Raw genomic sequence first — 17,222 nt, 5'->3', positions numbered from 1 at the left:
CGACGGCTGCGGGGCAAGGGCGCCCGCGATCAGACGGTGAAGCGGACGCTGCCCTTGTCCCGGATGCCGGTATTGCGCACGATCACCTCCGCCAGCGTGCGAGTACTGCCGATGATGCTCATACCTTCCGCGCCAAAGGTCGCTTCGTTGAACACGTTTTCGGCCAGCAGCGGGTTCGTCAACGCCTGGGTGAAGGCATCGTTGGCGACCATGGTGGTGAGCAGTTCGCCCATCATGTTGGCTGAACCGTATTTCTCGGCAAAGATGCCGACGAACCATTCCAGCCGGTCGATATGGCCGTAGAGGCGTTCCAGCGCGCCGGCGGTGTCCTTGTCTCCCGTGAGGTCGATGAAGCTCCTGACCGGCTTCATGCCGTAATACCGGCGGTACGCGTTGAAGGACGGCAGCCCGCAGGCGCGGCCCATCTCCAGGCTGAGGCGTTTCACATTGGCGCCTTCCTTCGCCAGCAGGAAAGCCGCCGTATTGCCCAGGCCGATACGCCCGGCCTTCTGCCCGGCGGCGTCGCGCAGCACCTGATCCAGCCCCGCCTCCGTCACCAACTGGTGCGCGCGGGTCATCCGTTCCGACGGGTAGGTCTGCCCGGCCAGGGTGAAGCTGTCGGGGATCAGATCGTGCCAGCGGTAGAGCAGCGCGAATTCGACCGCCATCCAGTTGTTGCGGTACCAGCGCTCCTCCTCCGCCATGCCGGGCACCGGCTCCAGCTTCACGTCCAACGGCGCGATGTGGACGATGTAGTCGCCGATCACGATGTTCAGCAGCACCACGATCGTGACGTTGCGCGCGGTCTGGAACAGGCGTTCGTCGTCCCATTCAGGATGCGCCGTCTGCAAAATCGCTGCCGTGCGGTTATGCTCGCGCAGCCACAGCGTGTTCATGACCAGGTTGGCCATCGTCGAATTGCCGTGTTCCAGCCCCACGGCAAAGGCGCGGCGCTTGTCGTCCGGCGACCATTTGCTGGTGACGCGCCGGAAATTGGGGCCGGTGTACAATCCGGCGCGCGCCGGGTGATCCTCGTCCACCTCGGCGATGCGGCGGTACCGCTCCGCCAGCTGGAACTCGCCGCCTTCCTCCGCGAACAGCGGTGCGGGCCAGACCTCGCCATTGATGATCTGGTGCGCCAGCCTGCCGCCAACGCCTTCGCGCAGCATGGTCGTCTGCGCCTCGCTGACGCCGTAGATCGAGCACAGGTCGATTTCGTGATTGCTCTCGTTCTCGCGGAAGGTGCGGTTGCCTTCAGCCTCCCACTTGGTCCGCAGGAAGCTGTCGGTGAACCATTGGGCGAAGAACGGGAACAGCAGGTTGGTGTCGGTCGCCGGCCTGAACTGGCGACGTTCGAACAGGCGAACGACCTCGTCGATCGGCGGGGCGGCGGGACGGTCGGCATCGCTGGCGCGGCACAGATGCCGTCCGGTGTAACGCTTGTCCGTCAGGCCGGGCCAGGTGGTGTAGTCCGCCGCCATGGACACGGCGCGCGGGCGGCATGGCGTCTTGTACGCGTATTTGTTGATCACCTGCTTGCTGACCAGCTTGCGCAACGGCGATACATTGTTGACGATGCCGATGACGCCGCCGACCAGCGTCTGCTTCAGACTTGCCATGGACTTGCCCCCTCCCGGACTTCCCTGGCGACCCTCCTGATTATGCTTTGCAGGCTATGTTCTACGCCTTTGCGTAAATCATGCAATCTTAGCCTTGCGGCGGCAATTCGCCATGCGTCGCGGCGTGGAAACGGCCCTTGTCGAACCCGCCTTCCCACCGGCTGACCACCACTGTCGCCACCGCATTGCCGATGAAGTTCGTCAGGCTGCGGCATTCGGACATGAAGCGGTCGACACCCAGGATCAGCGCCATGCCCGCGATCGGCACGCTGGGCACGATGGACAGCGTCGCGGCCAGCGTGATGAAGCCCGCGCCGGTCACGCCCGCCGCCCCCTTGGACGACAGCATGGCGACGCCCAGCAGCAGCGCCTGCTCACCCCATGACAGCTCCACCCCGGTCGCCTGCGCGATGAACAGGGCGGCCAGCGTCATGTAGATGTTGGTCCCGTCCAGGTTGAAGGAATAGCCGGTCGGCACGACCAGCCCGACCACCTGCTTGGGGCAGCCGGCCCGTTCCAGCTTTTCCATCAGTGACGGCAGCGCGGATTCGGAGGAGGACGTGCCCAGAACGAGCAGCAGTTCCGCCCGGAGATACCGCACCAGGTCCCACAGCGAAAAGCCGGCAACCCGCGCTACGGTGCCCAGCACCACCACGACGAACAGCAGCGAGGTCAGGTAGAAGGTGGCGACCAGCCCGGCGAGGCCGGCCAGCGCGCCGATGCCGTAGGCGCCGATGGTGAACGCCATCGCGCCGAACGCGCCAATCGGCGCCGCGCGCATCACGATGGCGACCAGCCTGAAGATGATGGTCGACAGGTCCTCTAGCACGGTTAGCACCCGGTCGCCCTTCGCGCCGGTCAGCGCCAGCGCGATGCCGAACAGCACAGCCAGCAGCAATACCTGCAGGATATTGCCGGAGGTGAAGGCGCCTAGCGCCGTGTCGGGGATAACGCCCAGCAGGAACTCGGCCAGTGTCGATCCATGATGCGCGGCTTCCGCATACCGGCTGACTGCGCCTGCATCCAGTGTCGCCGGGTCTACCCGCAGTGCGTCACCCGGACGGATGGTGTTGGCGACGATCAGTCCCACGATCAGCGCCAGCGTGGAGAAGGTCAGGAAATAGGCGAACGCCTTGGCCGCCACCCGCCCCACTGCGCCAAGGTCGCGCATGCCGGCGATGCCGGTGACGATCGTCAGGAAGATGACCGGTGCGATCACCATCTTCACCAGCTTGATGAATCCATCGCCCAACGGCTTCAGCGTCTGGGCCACGTCCGGCACGAAGTGGCCCAGCAGCGCGCCCGCTGCGATCGCCACCAGCACCTGGACATACAGGTGTCGCCACCACGGCAGCGATCGGGGTGGAGCTTCGGCTACGGGCGGGTGCGCTATCTTGGCCATCAAAGCGGCAGGCTACTGATCGGGGGCATCGTTGGGAAGGGGGCGGGGCAGCACCGCGACCTCCAGCACCTGTGCCGGGTCGAGCCAGCGGGCGGCCGCGTCGCGCAACTGCGCGGGTGTGATCGCCGCCAGCATTGCAGGTGCGGCCTGGAACCGGACGATGTCTTCCGGCCGGGATTGCGCGCGAGTGGCGAGACCTAGCCAGCCACCATTGTCCTTCAACGCGTTGGCGTAGGCTTCCGCCAGCGGACGTCGGGCACGCAGCAGTTCGTCCTCGCTGACCGGATCAGTGGACAGCCGAACGATTTCCGCCAGCATCGCGGCGCGGGCAGCAGGCAGGTCGGCGGGCGCGATGGCAGCGGTCAGCGCGAACTCGCCATAGCCCGCGTAGGTGCGTGATTGCGCAGCGTTCGCCCGTGGCGAGTAGGTCTGGCCCAGCCGCTCCCGCAAAGCTTCGGTCAGCGCCAGTTGCGCGACCCGTTCCAGCAGCTCCAGGCTCAGCGATACCTGCTGGTCGCTGCCGTCGGTCGTGGGCCAGGACAGGCGCAGTAGTGCCTGGTCCGCCGGGCCACCATGATACAGGGTGCGCGGCGTGCGGTCGGCTGTGTAGCTGCGCACACGATTATCGGCATAGGGGCGGAACTCCGCCTCCCGTGCGGGCAGGGCGCCCAGTGTGGCCGCGATGGCGTTGATCGTCGCCTGCTCGTCGAGGTCTCCCACGATCGCCAGCTCCAGCGCGCCCGTGGCCAGCCGGTCGCCGATCGTGGCGCGCAGGTCAGCGAAGGTGACCGCCTCCTGCAATGCTCGGGGCTGGAGGGAGAAGCGAGGGTCGCCGTCGCTGGTGATCGTGCCAAGCTGCGTCGCCAACGCACCTTCCGGCGTTGCCTCCGTCCGGGCGAAGAAGTCTGCCACTTGCCGGAGATATTGCGCCTGTCCCTCCGGCCGATAGCCGGGGTCGGTCAGGGCGGCAGCGATCAGCTGCAATTGCAGGGCGAGGTCATCGGGCGTCGTCGCGGCGGAGAAGGTGAAGCGGTCCTCTCCCGCCGACAGCCCCAGTTGCACCGTGCGCCCGGCAAACAGCGATTGCAGCTCGTCCGCCGAATGGCGCCCCAGACCCCCTGCCGGCAGCGCGCCAACCAGTGCTGTGCCGAGTGGATGGTCGGCGGTGTCGAGCAACTGGCCGCCATCCACCCCAAGCCGCACCAGGATGCGATTGGCAGACAGGGTCGTGCGCTTGAGGTTCACCCGCAGCCCGTTGGCGAAGCGCAGTGTCCTGATGCCAAGTTCAGGATCCGTGCCGTCTGCCACCACGCCGCCACGCGCTCCGAAATCGGCGTAGGCCCACTCCGTTTCCGGACCGTCTGCTGCCGCCGTGATCGGTGCAGTCATGCCGCCATCCCATGCCGTGCGTAGTGCCTCTACTCCGCCCTCCGGCGCGGTGCGTCCTTCCCAGCGGATCAGAGGTTCGGTCAGCGGTACTGCGTCGACCAGCAATGCCTGACGCACCGCCTCCGCCGTGATAGTCGGCGCGAATGCCTCGAACCGGGCGAGGGCGCTGGCCGGCGTGGTCGGGACGGTGCCGTCATCCAGCAGGGCGATGGCTGCGGCGACATGGACTGCATGGGTGCGCGTGGCGGCACCGGCGGCCGCTTCGATATGCGCTGTACGCAGTTGCGCCAACTGCTCCGCCAGCTCGGCAGCGGTAAAGCCCTGCGCCAGCGCGCGCCGGTACTCCGCCTGCGCGGCGGTGAGGCCGGCCTGCCAGCCGCCTTCCACCACGTCGACGATCAGCCGGGTCGACCGGGCCACGCCGAACACCTCCCCCGTGCCGAACCCTGCCGCCTTGAACGGCGCGTCCGCCCCGCGCGCCAGCCGCGCCAGACCGCGGTTGACGATGGCATAGCCGATCTGCCGCAGCAGGCGGGTGCGCCGCCGCTCGGCGGTATCAGGTTCTTGCGTCCACGTGCCATGACGCACCACCGTCACCCGCTCCGCCAATGCGGGATCGACATAGATATCGGTCAGTCCCGCCAGCTGCAGCGGCACCGGCCCGGCGCCCGGTGCGGGCACTGGATCGGCCCCGGTCCAGTCGCCGAAGCGTGCCGCGACCGCAGCCTCCACCGCCGCCGGATCGAAGTCGCCGACTACGACCAGCGCCGCATTGCGTGGTCGATAGAGCCGCCGCCAAAGTGCCTTCAACTGTGCCGCGCTCGTCCCGCGGATCACCTCGCTGTCGCCGATCGGCATGCGATGGGTAAAGCGCGCGCCGGGATACAGGAAGGCGAACTCGTCCAGCGTTTCCGCATAGGCATAGTTCGCGCGGGTGCGCGCCTCCGCCAGCACCACGCCACGCTCCCGATCGACGGCCGCAGGGTCGAAGCTCAGCTCACCCGCCGTCTCCCGCATCAGCATCAGTGCAATGCCGAGCATGTCCGGATCGGCATGCGGCAGGTCCAGCCGATACACTGTTTGTTCGAAGCTGGTGGAGGCGTTGGTGTCCGCACCGAAGGCGAGCCCTTCGCGTTCCAGCAGGCGCACCATCTCGCCTTCCGGCACGTTGGTGGACCCGTTGAACGCCATGTGCTCGATGAAGTGGGCCAGCCCCCGCTCGCCATCATGTTCGCTGAGCGCGCCATGGCCGATCCACAGCTGCACGCTCCCTTGCCCCGCTGGCGTGCCGTTGGCGCGGATCAGGTAGGTGAGGCCGGTCGGAAGCGTTCCGATCCGCCAGTCGGGATCGACCGGCAGATCGCTGGCGGCGATCGCCGGCAGGGCAGCGGGCTGCTGCGCCAAAGCGGACACGGGCAGACAGAGCGTGGCGAGGAGCGCAAGGGAAAGGCGGTGCATCGCCCCCGGTCATGCCTCGCCACGGATGAACCGGCAATGCGTCTCCGCAGCCTCAGTGTACGACCGCCTCCAGCCGCGTGATCTCCGCATGGTCGAGCGGGACCGGCCGGCCGAACAGGTAGCCTTGCGCCTGGTCGCACCCTTCCGCCTGCAGCAGCGCAAGTTGGTCGGTGCTCTCCAGTCCTTCGGCCAGCACCGGCACATCCAGGCTGCGGCCCAGCGCCAGCACGGCGCGGATAATGGCTCTCGCCCGGTCGCTGCCGGAGGACTCGATCAGGAAGGAGCGGTCGATCTTGATCTTGTCGAAGGGGAAGGAGTTCAGCGTATCGAGCGACGAATAGCCGGTGCCGAAATCGTCGATGGCGATGGTCGCACCCAGCGCCTTGATCTGGCGCAACACGTGCAGCGCCCGCAGCTTGTCGCTGATGACGGCGCTTTCGGTGACCTCCAGCTCCAGCCGATGTGCGGCGAGGCCGGTCTCGAGCAGCACCTCCGCCACGAGAGCCGGCAGGTCCACATGCATCAACTGCAGCGGGGACAGGTTGATCGCCACACGCCAGGGCCGCGGCCAGGCGGCGGCCTGCCGGCAGGCTGTGCGCAGCACCCATTCGCCGATCGCGACGATCGACCCCGATTCCTCGGCCACCGGGATGAAGTCCGCCGGCGACACCCAGCCCAGCATCGGGTGCTGCCAGCGCAGCAGCGCCTCGTAGCCGGTGATCGACTGGTCGGTCAGCGAACGCTGCACCTGGTACACGAGCCGCAATTCGTCCCGTTCGGCCGCTTCCTTTAGCTCCGCCGCCATGAAGCGCCGGGCACGGGCGCTCTGGTCCATGCCTTGCTGATAGAAGCAGGTGGTCTGCGTCGGAGACCCCTTGGCCCGGTACATGGCAAGGTCGGCATTGTTGACCAGCTCTTCCCGCGTGGCGCCATCGCCGGGATACACCGCGATGCCGATACTGCCGCCCGGCAGGATCCGCTGCTCCCCTGCCATCACCGGTGTTTCCAGCGCCTGTTCGACGCGGTGCAGGAACTCGGCAAGGTCATGGCTGTCGGCAAACGGCTTGGCGGCGGCGAACTCATCCCCGCCGATGCGACCGATCAGTTCGCCTTCGTGCAGCATGGTGCGGAATGCATGGCCCAGGTCGCGCAGGACCAGGTCGCCCGCGGCATGGCCGTGATTGTCGTTGATCTCCTTGAACCGGTCGAGGTCGATGCCGATGACCGCCAATTGCCCGCCATTATCCGCCGCGTTGGCCAGCGCCTCCTCCAACCCCTGCGCGAACCCCGTCCGGTTCGGCAGGCCGGTCAGCGCGTCGTGCAGCGCCATGTGCTCGATCCGCTCTGCCGCGCGGCGGCTTTCGGTGATGTCGTCCAAGGTGGTGACGAAGCCGCCAGCGGGCAGCGGCCGGTGGGTCATGCACAGGGTGCGACCCAGCGAGGTCTGGAACACCATCGTACCCCCGTCGGGGTCGGCGTAAGTCTGCCGGTGGCGCTTCAGCGTGCGCTCGATCATCTCGGGTGTCGGCTCCACCCCGTCGCGCCGCCGGGCATGCAACCGCATGATGTCGGCCAGCGTCATGCCAACCGTCATCTCGCCCGGTTCGAAGCCGCTGATCGTGCAGGCCTGCGCATTGACCAGCAGCAGCCGCTCCCGCTCGTCAAACAGGCAGAGGCCCTGATGCATATGGGTCAGGGCGGTGTCCAGATTGGCGGTCAGCGTCTTCAGCCGCTCCTGATTCTCCTGATACTGGGTCATGTCGCGCGTGACCTTGGCATAGCCGGTCAGCCGGCCTTCATCGTCACGCATCGCCATCACCACGATATGCGCCCAGAACCGCGAACCGTCCTTGCGACAGCGCCAGCCTTCTGTGCGGTAGGTGCCCTGTTCGGTAGCGGCAGCCAGCGTTTCGGTGATGGCACCGGCGGGTACTTCCGGCGGGTAGAAGGCGGACAAGGGCAGGCCGATCGCCTCGTCCTCGGTATATCCCTTCAGACTGCGGGCACCCCGGTTCCAGGAGCAGATGCGGCCGTCAGGCGCCACCATGTAGATCGCCAGACCCGGGACCGACTGGACCAGCAGCGCGAATTCGTGTTCGCGGGTGGCGATCGTGATGCGGGCGCGAGATGCGAATAGCGATGCCATGCCCAGCAGCGCCAGCAGGCCGCTCGCCACCACACAGATCAGCGCCCCCAGGTTCATGGCTGACAGAACCATCGGGTGTTGGATCATCAGGCCGGCATCAGGCCTGATCGACAGGGACGCCATGCCGGTAAAGTGCAGCAGCAGGATGGCCAGTGCCATCAGCAGGGCGGCGTTGACCCCACTCGATACCGAACGACGGGCGAGCGCCAGTTGCAGCGCCGGCAACAGCGGTGCGATCGACAGCAGCACGGATGCAGCGACATAGCCGGGGGCGAATACCAGGTGGCCGGGCAACTGCAGGGCCATCATGCCGGTGTAATGCATGGCGGAGATGCCGCCGCCCAGGACAGTGCCGCCCGACAGCGTCCCCGACCACCCATCCAGCCGCAGGGCCAGCCAGAATGCGACCATTGCCGCCGCCACGACGATCACCAGCGATCCGGCGGTCAGCAGGAAGCCGTAACCTTGCACCACGCCCGGGTCGTAGCCCAGCATGGCGATGAAGTGGGTCGCCCAGACACCGACCCCCGCGGCTATCGCGGACAGCCCTGTCCAGCGCCGACGGGCACGGTTGCGCGATCGTTGTGCCGTACGCAGCAGCATTATCGTCGCCCAGCAGGTGGCGCCGCACAGGAGCAGGGCGAGCGCGAGCAGGCGCCAATCATGTTGATCGCGAATGCAATACAGGACGGTAAACATGCAGCCCCTCGGCGCCAGATGCGGATGCCGGCGACCTTAAAGGGCAATAGTGTTCAACTGCTTAAGTGGTGGTTCCGGATCGATCGGCCGGAACGGCCCGGCACATTACTTCTTCGGCTTGGCCGGGCTGCGCAGGCGGGACCGGTGGACTGACAGGTCGAACACCTCGCCCGGGCCATCCTCGCTTTGCAGCAGGCCCAACCGGCGGGCGACCTCCTGATAAGCCTCCTCCTCGCCGCCCAGATCGCGGCGGAACCGGTCCTTGTCCAGCTTTTCCCCAGTGGTCATGTCCCACAGGCGGCAATTGTCCGGGCTGATCTCGTCCGCCAGGATCACTCGGGCGTAATCGTTGTCCCAGATGCGGCCAAATTCCAGCTTGAAGTCGACCAGGCGGATGTCGATCGCGGCGAACATCCCGCACATGAAATCGTTCACCCGGATCGCCATGGAGGCGATGTCCTGCATCTCCTCGTGATTGGCCCAGCCGAAGCAGGCGATGTGCTCTTCCGCCACCAGCGGATCCTGCAGCTCGTCCGACTTCAGGTAATATTCGATCAGCGTGTGGGGCAGCGGCTCGCCTTCCTCCAGTCCCAGGCGCTTCGCCAGGCTGCCGGCGGCGACGTTGCGCACCACCACTTCCAGCGGGATGATCTCCACCTGACGCACCAGCTGCTCGCGCATGTTCAGGCGGCGGATGAAGTGGGTGGGGATGCCGATATGCGACAACCGCAGGAAGACGTGTTCCGAGATCCGGTTGTTGATCACGCCCTTGCCGTTGATCGTGCCCTTCTTCTGGGCGTTGAAGGCGGTGGCATCGTCCTTGAAGTACTGGATGATGGTGCCGGGTTCCGGCCCTTCGTACAGGATCTTGGCCTTGCCTTCGTAGATCTGGCGGCGGCGGGACATGGGCTTGCTTCCTGCTGGCGCCCGGCGGGCGGCTTTTGCGCGCACTTAGGGGCAATGGCGGCGGAAGGCAATCGAACCGCTAAGGCGCCCGTGCCCAGCCCGGCGCGGCGGGGACCAGCGCGTCCAGCACCGCCTGCGCGCTGGCCAGCGTGTCGGCCCTGCGCCCCTCGCTCATCCGGTCCCAGGTGGCGTAGACGCGGCCGATGCGCCGGTTCGGCTCCAGCTTGTCCCGGTTGCGTGCCATGAAATGCCAGTAGAGCGGGTTGAAGGGGCAGGCGTCCGGTCCGGTCTTCTGCTGCACGTCGTAGCGGCAGGCGCCGCAATAATCGGACATCTTGTTGATGTAATTGCCGCTGGCGGCATACGGCTTGCTGGCGAGCGTGCCGCCATCGGCGAACAGCGCCATCGCGGCGACGTTTGGCAGCTCCACCCATTCGTAGGCATCGGCGTAGACGACCAGGAACCAGTCCTCCAGCTCCTGCGGGCGGACCCCGGCGATCAGCGCGAAGTTGCCCAGCACCATCAATCGCTGGATGTGATGGGCATGGGCGTTGTCGCGGGTGGAGCGGACGCAATCGGCCATGCAGCGCATGTCCGTCTCCCCGGTCCAGTAGAAGTCCGGCAGCGGCAGTTCCGCGCCGAACCAGTTGGCATCGCGCATGGCGGGCATCTTCAGCCAGTACATGCCGCGGATGAATTCACGCCAGCCGATGATCTGGCGGATGAAGCCCTCTACCGCGTTCAGCGGCGCGCGCCCGGCCCGGTACTCCGCCTCCGCGCGGCGGCAGAGGTCCAGCGGGTCGAGCAGCCCGCAGTTCAGCGACGTGGAGAGCAGGGAGTGAAACAGCGCATCCTCCCCATGCAGCATCGCGTCCTGCCAGGTGCCGAAATGCGGCAGGCGCTGCGTCATGAAGGCAGTCGCGGCTTCCTCCGCCTGCTGGGCGGTGACCGGCCAGCCGAACGCGGCGAGATCGCCGAAATGGCCGGGGAACAGGCGCTCGACCATGGCGATCACCTCCGCCGTGATCGCGTCCGGGGTGAAGCGGGGTGGGGCGGGGGCGTCGAGCTGGCGGGGCGGCGGGGCGCGGTTGTCTCGGTCATAGTTCCACTGGCCGCCGGTGGGCTCCCCATCGTCCATCAGCAGGCCCGTTTCCTGCCGCATCTGGCGGTAGAAGAACTCCATCCGCAGCTCCCGCCGCCCCGCTGCCCAGCTGTAGAATTCGGGCAGGGAGCAGATGAAGCGGTCGTCGGGCAGGATGCGCATCGGCACCGGGCTGTCCGCCTGCAGGGCGCGCAGGTCCTGCATCACCCGGTACTCGCCCGGCTCCACCATCTGCACCGCGCTGGCACCGTGGCGGGTGGCGGCGCGGGCGATCTCGCCTGCGAAGCTGCCGGTGTTTCCCGCATCCTCCAGCGCCACGTAGTCGACCTGCCAGCCCGCATCGCGCATCTCGGCCGCGAAGTGGCGCATGGCGGACAGGATCAGGGCGATCTTGGCCTTGTGATGGCGGACATAGGTGGTCTCTTCCGCCACCTCCATCATCAGCAGCACCGTGTCCGCCGGGGTGCGACCGGCCAGCGAGGCGAGGGTGGGGGTGAGCTGGTCGCCCAGGATGGGGACGAGAACGGGGCCGGGCATCGCCAAGGCAACGCGCCGGCCCGCCGGCCGTGCCCGTCAGAGCGTCGCGATCTGCTCCTTCGCGGCGGCGAGCCCTTCCGCCACGGCATCGGGGCCGAAGCCGGCCTTGTTCACCCGGACGAACTCAGGCTCGATCCCGATGAAGTTGAAGAAGGTCTTGAGGTAGGTCTCCTGATGCTCCCCCGCATCGCCGATCTCGTAATATCCGCCCCGGCTGCTGGCGATAATGACGCGGCGGCCGCCCGCCAGACCCTTCGGTCCGTTCTCGTCGTAGGCGAAGGTGACGCGGGGCACGCCCAGCCGGTCCAGCCAGGTCTTGAGGCCCGTCGGGATGGTGAAGTTGTACATCGGCGCGCCCAGGATCACGATGTCGCTGGCCAGGAACTCGTCCAGGATGGCGCGCTGTTCGGGGAAGGCGGCCTGCATTTCCGGCGTGCGCGCCTCCTCCGGCCGGCGGATGGCGCCGGTTGTAACAGGGTCGAGGTGCGGCAGGGGATCGGTGCCGTAATCATGTTCGATCACCGTCGCATCGGGATGCTGCGCGGTGAAGTGGTCGAGCAGCATCTGCGTCAGCTTGCCGCTGACGGAATCATCGCCGGTCGTGGCGCTGTCGATGCGGAGGATCTGCATTGGGTACGGCCCCTTGTGGTTATGAGCGGTGTGGTTACTGTTGGTGACTGGAGGCGAATATGGCGACCCTGAGCATCGACGCGCAAGAAGGCACATCAATGTCCGATGGGCACACCGGTGTAACCACGCCACCCTTGCAGGTTCCCGACCATGGCAGCTGCACCGCGGTGAACGACGTGCTGGCGCGGGTTGGGGACAAGTGGACCATCCGCGTCATCATGGCGCTGGGCGCGGGGCCGCAACGGTTCAATGCGCTGAGGCGGCAGATCGATGCGATCAGCCAGCGGATGCTGACCCGCACATTGAGGGTACTGGAACGCGACGGGCTGGTCCGCCGGCTGGTGGAGCCGAGCGTGCCGCCCAAGGTGGAATATTCGCTGACCCCGCTGGGCCGGTCGCTGCAGGCGCCGGTGACGGTGATCGGCCAATGGGCGATCGACAACCGGATGCAGGTGGCGCGGGCGCGGGCGGATTATGACGGGCGGGAGGATGACTCCGACGCCGGTTGAGGGCTGGAAGTTGACACTAAATTGACACCTACCGCGACGGCTCCTGCGCTGTTCAGGTTCCAGCGCGGGCGGTGCTGCGCAGGGGGTGAGACGAAGGCGGCGGGGCGGCGGTGCATGGGGCCGCTTGAGCCACAGAACCGGGGCTGTAGGAAAGCGGTTCTTCGTCAGGGAGTGTGGGAAGCGGGCCGGCGTGTGGGCGGCCCGCCCCCTCCACCACGCCGCCCTCCACCAAGCTCGGGTCGCGGCGCGGTCCCCCTCCCCACGAATGGGGAGGAGCTTTAGGCGACCTGGAGGTCGACCTGGATGTTGCCGCGGGTGGCGTGGCTATAGGGGCAGATCTCGTCCCCCGCCTGCACCAGCCGCTCCGCCTCCGCACGGTCCACGCCGGGCAGGTTGACGGAGAGGGTGACGGCGAGGCCGAAGCCCTTGTCGGGGCGCGGGCCGATGCCGACGGTGGCGGTCACGCTGGCGTCATTCGGCACCTTGGGCAGAGACTTGTCCTGCGTGGTGGCGAACTTCATCGCACCCAGGAAACAGGCCGAATAGCCGGAGGCGAAGAGCTGTTCCGGATTGGTGCCTTCGCCGGTGCCGCCCATCTCCTTGGGCGGGGAGAGCTTCAGGTCGATCTTGTTGTCGGAGGTGGTGGCGCGGCCATCACGGCCACCGGTGGCTGTGGCCTGGGCTTCGTAGACGGGGGTAATGGGGGTCATTTCGGATTCCTCGTAGGGTCGTCATTCTAAACGCATCAGAACGCTGTCGATCCAATGCTATCGTTAAGCAGCCATTTTCGTCTTACGAGGCACCGGCTTGCCTAACCCCACATCGGACTTCTTGATCCAACTGAAGGCTACGGGAAAGCCAAGTTCGGCAGAAATCCGCCGGGCTGCATGCCGGAAGGAAATCAGACTGAAGAACGGTAAGTTAGGCTCCCGTTTTCCTGAGACTAGCACGCCGAAAACAATCTTGTGCTTGCTCGGGTCAAAAGAACTGTTCGAGTCAGCAATAATGTTCACATAGGCCGCGCCATTGGGCTGGTCAGCGATCACAGTGCGCGCCTCATCCCTGAAAAGTGGGTCGCGCTTGAGGGTGACAGCTGATATCAAACCTTGGTTCCACAGGTGGCTTAACCGAGACGATTCACTTTTGTCTTTGATGTGGATAAAGCGACCATCCAAACCCAGGAAGTCGCATAGCTCAATAGAAGATGTAGAGCCGCTGGGTCTTACAAGCTTAACATCCAAGTCGAGAAGATCGCTGCTGGTGCTTGCCACGCGGGCATTGTATCTTTTCTCGTTGTCACCAGGTTCCGCGGACGGAAGAGTGATTTTCTCCACGCCATCGAAAAAGCTTGTTACCTCTGCCGCAAGATCAGAGTCGATTTTGTACCATCGCCCACCGGTAAGTGTGTATCGCTCATCGGCGATTGATGTTTCAAATACCAAGCAATCTCGAATCGGCCACGAGGAGCCCGTGCGGGCACCGTCCTCATCGCATTCTTCTACTAAATGAGAAGTTAAGTACTGAGCTTCGTACAATAGTATATTCTTGCTTCTTAGCTCTTCAAGGTAATGTCTAATGTCGAGATCAGGATATACAATCGAGCGACGTAGGCCGCGGAATCTTACCCAAGCTGACTTTTCCGGGTCGTAGATGGCTGGAAAAGCAAGTGCTAGGTCATCCGCTTCATCGGGCGGCAGGTTCAACGCCTCGGTCATCGCATTGACAAGCGCCGTTTGAAGTTCATCCAATTTATCGGGTTCGCGAACATGGCGAACCTGATCAATCCATCCAAATTCAGTCTTGTACTCGTCACAGTCATGCAGTTCTAATGCTTTAGCGCACAAGTCGGGTAGGTCTGCGACTTTCATCTTTCTCCTGATCATCAGGGAGTCGCTACCGCTGATTTTTGTTGCGAAAGAAGGGTCCTTTGGTTCCCCTAAAAGGCCACGAACAATGTCGCGCTCTGGGTCAATGGCGAACACGTCGCGCCCTGACCCACGACTCGTTTGCGACCTACGGCTCATTGTGGTCGTGTCGGGGGTGCGTAGATCCGCGCTTCGTAGCTTGCGGTGGTCAACAGAATTGATGACGACCCTCAAGCCGAAATCTTCTTGAACGACATCAGCTTTCAGCTTGGTATGGCCGAAGCCGAAAGAGACTGCGAACCAGCGTTCATCAACTGGTATAAAAACAAGGCCGAAAGAAAACCTTTGCTTTAGCTCCTCTTTCTGAGTGCCATTAAGTTCAAGAAAATCCGTCCAAGTCGGAGCTGAGCCCCCAGCTGATCCCGTACAAATCATCGCTCCTTCGAGTGTTGGCCAAGCTTCTATAGATACACCCGCTCTGACTGCGTCCTCTGGGCAGACCTCTTTCCGAAGCAATCGTAATGCAATGTTTTGCGTCTTCTCACCCATTCCAACCTCGAGAACTGCCCGCTAAGCATTCGACCAGCATCAGAGGTATCTTTCAAGGTGAAATGACAGAATTATCCACTAAGAAGTGATTTCTACGTCGGTTACACAAAACTATACGGATCAATATCCACGCTCACCCGCACCCCCTGTGAGTGGCGATGTTCTGCCAGCCAGTCTCGGATCACCGCCTGCACCTGTGCCGTGCGCCGGGCGTTAAGCAGCAGGCGGTAGCGGTAGCGGCCCCTCAATAACGCCATCGGGGCGGGGGCGGGGCCGAGGACTTCGACGTCGGGCAACTCCGGCCGGGTAGCGCCGAGGCGGTTGGCGGCTTCGCGGGCCTCCGCCTCGTCCTCGCTGCTGACGATGATGGCGGCCCAGCGGCCGAACGGAGGCGCGCCGGCGTCGCGGCGGGCTTCGGTCTCGGCGGCGTAGAAGGCGTCGCGGTCGCCTGCCGCCAGCGCGGCGATTACGGGCGCGTCGGGGTGGCGGGTCTGGATCAGGACCTCGCCGGGCTTGGTGCCGCGCCCCGCGCGCCCCGCGACCTGGGCGACCTGCTGGTAGGTCCGTTCCGCCGCGCGCAGGTCGCCGCCCTCCAGGCCGAGATCGGCATCGACCACGCCGACCAGCGTCAAGTCGGGGAAGTGGAACCCCTTGGTGATCAATTGCGTGCCGACGATCACGTCCACGGCGCCCGCCTCCGCCTCAGCGATAAAGGCCGCCGCCTTGTCCGGCGTGTTCAGCGTGTCGCTGGTGACGAGGGCGGTGCGCGCGTCGGGGAACAGCTCCGCCACCTCGTCCGCGATGCGTTCCACGCCGGGGCCGCAGGCGACCATGCAGTCGGGCTCGCCACATTCGGGGCAGGCGGGGGGCGGCGTCGTCTCGTGCCCGCAATGGTGGCAGGCGAGGCGGCGGCTGAGGCGATGCTCGACCAGCCAGGCGCTGCAATTGGGGCATTTGAAGCGGTAGCCGCAATTGCGGCACAGCGTCAGCGGGGCGTAGCCGCGGCGATTGAGGAACAGCAGCGATTGCTCGCCGCGTTGCAGGCGTTCGGTGATGCCGGCGACGATCGGCTGGGCGAGCCAGCGGCCGGCGCCGGGCTTCTCCTCCGTCAGGTTGACGATCCTGATCGCGGGCAGGGTGGCGCCGCCGAACCGGCTGGGCAGGACGAGGCGGGTATAGGTGCCGCTCTCCGCCATCTGCAGGCTTTCCAGTGCGGGGGTGGCGCTGGCGAGGACGACCGGGATCTGTTCGAACCGGGCGCGCATCACCGCCACGTCGCGGGCGTTATAACGGACGCCGTCATCCTGCTTGAAGGACACCTCGTGCGCCTCGTCCACGACGATCAGGCCGAGATCGGCATAGGGCAGGAACAGGGCGGAGCGGGCGCCGACCACCACCTGCGCGCGCCCTTCCGCAATGGCGCGCCAGGCGCGGCGGCGTTCCGTGGATTTGAGCGAGGAGTGCCACAGGACCGGTGCCGTGCCGAACCGCTTGGCGAAGCGGGTGAGGAACGCCTCCGTCAGCGCGATCTCCGGCAGGAGGACGAGCGTCTGGCGGCCGGCGCGCAGGGCAGCGGCGACGGCTTCGAAATAGGTCTCCGTCTTGCCGGAGCCGGTGACGCCGTCGAGCAGGAAGGGGGCGAAGCGTTGCGCGTCGACGGCCTGCGCCATGGTGGCGGCGGCCTCCTGCTGGCCATCGCTGAGCGTCGGCTGGTGGTGGTCCGGATCGGCCGGGGGGTAGGGGCGGTCGATATCGACCTGCACCGGTTCCAGCGCGCCGGCATTGGCGAGGCCGCGCAGCACCCCTTCGCTGACGCCGGCGAGGGCGGCGAGTTCGCGCATCGTCGCCTGCTCCCCCTGCAGGGCATCCAGCGCCAGCCGCCGCTGCGGGGTGAGGCGCAGTGAACTCTGGGCCTCGTGCCCCGACAGGCGGTATTCGGTGGTGGTGGCGGGGCCACGCAGCGCGCCGCCCGATGCCAGCACCATGCGGGCGACGGCCGCCAGAGGGGCGCAGTAATAGTCCGCGGTCCACTCTATCAGGCGCATCAATTGGGGTTGCAGCGGGGGGACGGGCAGCTTCGCCAGCAGCGGGCGCAGCTTCGCCTCCGGCACGTCGGCGGCGGGCAGGCGGTCGGGTTCCCACACAATGCCGATTATCTGGCGCGGGCCCAGGGGTGCGACGACGGTGTTGCCGGGTTGCACCTCCATTCCCTCCGGCACCCGATAGTCGAGCGGGCCGAGCGCGAGATTGAACTGCAGGAGGCGGATGCGGGTCATGCCGGGGGTTCATTGGGGTGACAGCCACCATCCGACAAGGGCGATGTGCCTGTCCGATGGACTGTGGCGCGTGTTGCGAAAAGGCAACATGGCGGTCACGGATCATCTTCGCCGCAACAAAATGCGGGAGCCAAA

11 protein-coding genes are annotated in these 17,222 nt (G+C 65.8%); 1 reads left to right on the top strand and 10 read right to left on the bottom strand.

The window, feature by feature from the left end; translation table 11 throughout:
* Positions 1-29 precede the first annotated feature (29 nt).
* The 7 genes from V5740_RS06700 to V5740_RS06670 form a co-directional block, all read right to left on the bottom strand.
* The gene (locus tag V5740_RS06700; protein ID WP_347304291.1) at positions 30-1,619 is read right to left on the bottom strand and encodes a peroxidase family protein; all 1,590 of its coding nucleotides are present in this window, start codon (positions 1,617-1,619) and stop codon (positions 30-32) included.
* 88 nt (positions 1,620-1,707) lie between these two features.
* On the bottom strand, positions 1,708-3,021 hold the full coding sequence (locus V5740_RS06695) for a dicarboxylate/amino acid:cation symporter (protein ID WP_347304290.1): 1,314 nt from the start codon (positions 3,019-3,021) through the stop codon (positions 1,708-1,710).
* Between the two features lie 12 nt (positions 3,022-3,033).
* Positions 3,034-5,868 (bottom strand): insulinase family protein, encoded by a 2,835-nt coding sequence (locus V5740_RS06690; RefSeq protein WP_347304289.1) that lies wholly within the window; start codon positions 5,866-5,868, stop codon positions 3,034-3,036.
* A 52-nt stretch (positions 5,869-5,920) separates the two neighbouring features.
* Positions 5,921-8,713, bottom strand: a complete 2,793-nt coding sequence (locus V5740_RS06685) for an EAL domain-containing protein (protein ID WP_347304288.1) — start codon at positions 8,711-8,713, stop codon at positions 5,921-5,923.
* Positions 8,714-8,818: 105 nt separating this feature from the next.
* Positions 8,819-9,619: a phosphoribosylaminoimidazolesuccinocarboxamide synthase gene (gene purC / locus V5740_RS06680; RefSeq protein WP_347304287.1), complete on the bottom strand. Its 801-nt coding sequence runs from the start codon at positions 9,617-9,619 to the stop codon at positions 8,819-8,821.
* Between the two features lie 79 nt (positions 9,620-9,698).
* Positions 9,699-11,258, bottom strand: coding sequence for a cryptochrome/photolyase family protein (locus V5740_RS06675; RefSeq protein WP_347304286.1), 1,560 nt, complete (start codon positions 11,256-11,258; stop codon positions 9,699-9,701).
* 36 nt (positions 11,259-11,294) lie between these two features.
* Positions 11,295-11,888 (bottom strand): NAD(P)H-dependent oxidoreductase, encoded by a 594-nt coding sequence (locus V5740_RS06670; protein WP_347304285.1) that lies wholly within the window; start codon positions 11,886-11,888, stop codon positions 11,295-11,297.
* 59 nt (positions 11,889-11,947) lie between these two features.
* Here V5740_RS06670 and V5740_RS06665 point away from each other — a divergent pair, with 59 nt between their 5' ends.
* A complete protein-coding gene (locus V5740_RS06665) occupies positions 11,948-12,397 on the top strand; it encodes a helix-turn-helix domain-containing protein (protein WP_347304284.1) in 450 nt (149 codons plus the stop codon).
* Positions 12,398-12,675: 278 nt separating this feature from the next.
* Here V5740_RS06665 and V5740_RS06660 read toward each other — a convergent pair whose 3' ends face one another.
* From V5740_RS06660 to V5740_RS06650, 3 genes are all read right to left on the bottom strand, one after another.
* A complete protein-coding gene (locus tag V5740_RS06660) occupies positions 12,676-13,107 on the bottom strand; it encodes an organic hydroperoxide resistance protein (RefSeq protein WP_347304283.1) in 432 nt (143 codons plus the stop codon).
* Between the two features lie 63 nt (positions 13,108-13,170).
* Complete coding sequence (locus tag V5740_RS06655) at positions 13,171-14,811, bottom strand: DUF6119 family protein (protein WP_347304282.1); 1,641 nt, start codon at positions 14,809-14,811, stop codon at positions 13,171-13,173.
* 101 nt (positions 14,812-14,912) lie between these two features.
* The gene (locus tag V5740_RS06650; RefSeq protein WP_347304281.1) at positions 14,913-17,087 is read right to left on the bottom strand and encodes a primosomal protein N'; all 2,175 of its coding nucleotides are present in this window, start codon (positions 17,085-17,087) and stop codon (positions 14,913-14,915) included.
* Positions 17,088-17,222: the final 135 nt, after the last annotated feature.

The sequence above is a fragment of the Croceibacterium sp. TMG7-5b_MA50 genome (genome assembly GCF_039830145.1).
GTDB lineage: Bacteria > Pseudomonadota > Alphaproteobacteria > Sphingomonadales > Sphingomonadaceae > Croceibacterium.
Note: the sequence above shows the minus strand (reverse complement) of the source record. Positions and strands in the feature narration are given on the sequence as shown.

Excerpts from the sequence above, each read along its gene's own strand:
- V5740_RS06700 (WP_347304291.1), bottom strand. The coding sequence starts at position 1,619 with ATGGCAAGTCTGAAGCAGACGCTGGTCGGCGGCGTCATCGGCATCGTC.
- V5740_RS06695 (WP_347304290.1), bottom strand. The coding sequence starts at position 3,021 with ATGGCCAAGATAGCGCACCCGCCCGTAGCCGAAGCTCCACCCCGATCG.
- V5740_RS06690 (WP_347304289.1), bottom strand. The coding sequence starts at position 5,868 with ATGCACCGCCTTTCCCTTGCGCTCCTCGCCACGCTCTGTCTGCCCGTG.
- V5740_RS06685 (WP_347304288.1), bottom strand. The coding sequence starts at position 8,713 with ATGTTTACCGTCCTGTATTGCATTCGCGATCAACATGATTGGCGCCTG.
- purC (WP_347304287.1), bottom strand. The coding sequence starts at position 9,619 with ATGTCCCGCCGCCGCCAGATCTACGAAGGCAAGGCCAAGATCCTGTAC.
- V5740_RS06675 (WP_347304286.1), bottom strand. The coding sequence starts at position 11,258 with ATGCCCGGCCCCGTTCTCGTCCCCATCCTGGGCGACCAGCTCACCCCC.
- V5740_RS06670 (WP_347304285.1), bottom strand. The coding sequence starts at position 11,888 with ATGCAGATCCTCCGCATCGACAGCGCCACGACCGGCGATGATTCCGTC.
- V5740_RS06665 (WP_347304284.1), top strand. The coding sequence starts at position 11,948 with ATGGCGACCCTGAGCATCGACGCGCAAGAAGGCACATCAATGTCCGAT.
- V5740_RS06660 (WP_347304283.1), bottom strand. The coding sequence starts at position 13,107 with ATGACCCCCATTACCCCCGTCTACGAAGCCCAGGCCACAGCCACCGGT.
- V5740_RS06655 (WP_347304282.1), bottom strand. The coding sequence starts at position 14,811 with ATGGGTGAGAAGACGCAAAACATTGCATTACGATTGCTTCGGAAAGAG.
- V5740_RS06650 (WP_347304281.1), bottom strand. The coding sequence starts at position 17,087 with ATGACCCGCATCCGCCTCCTGCAGTTCAATCTCGCGCTCGGCCCGCTC.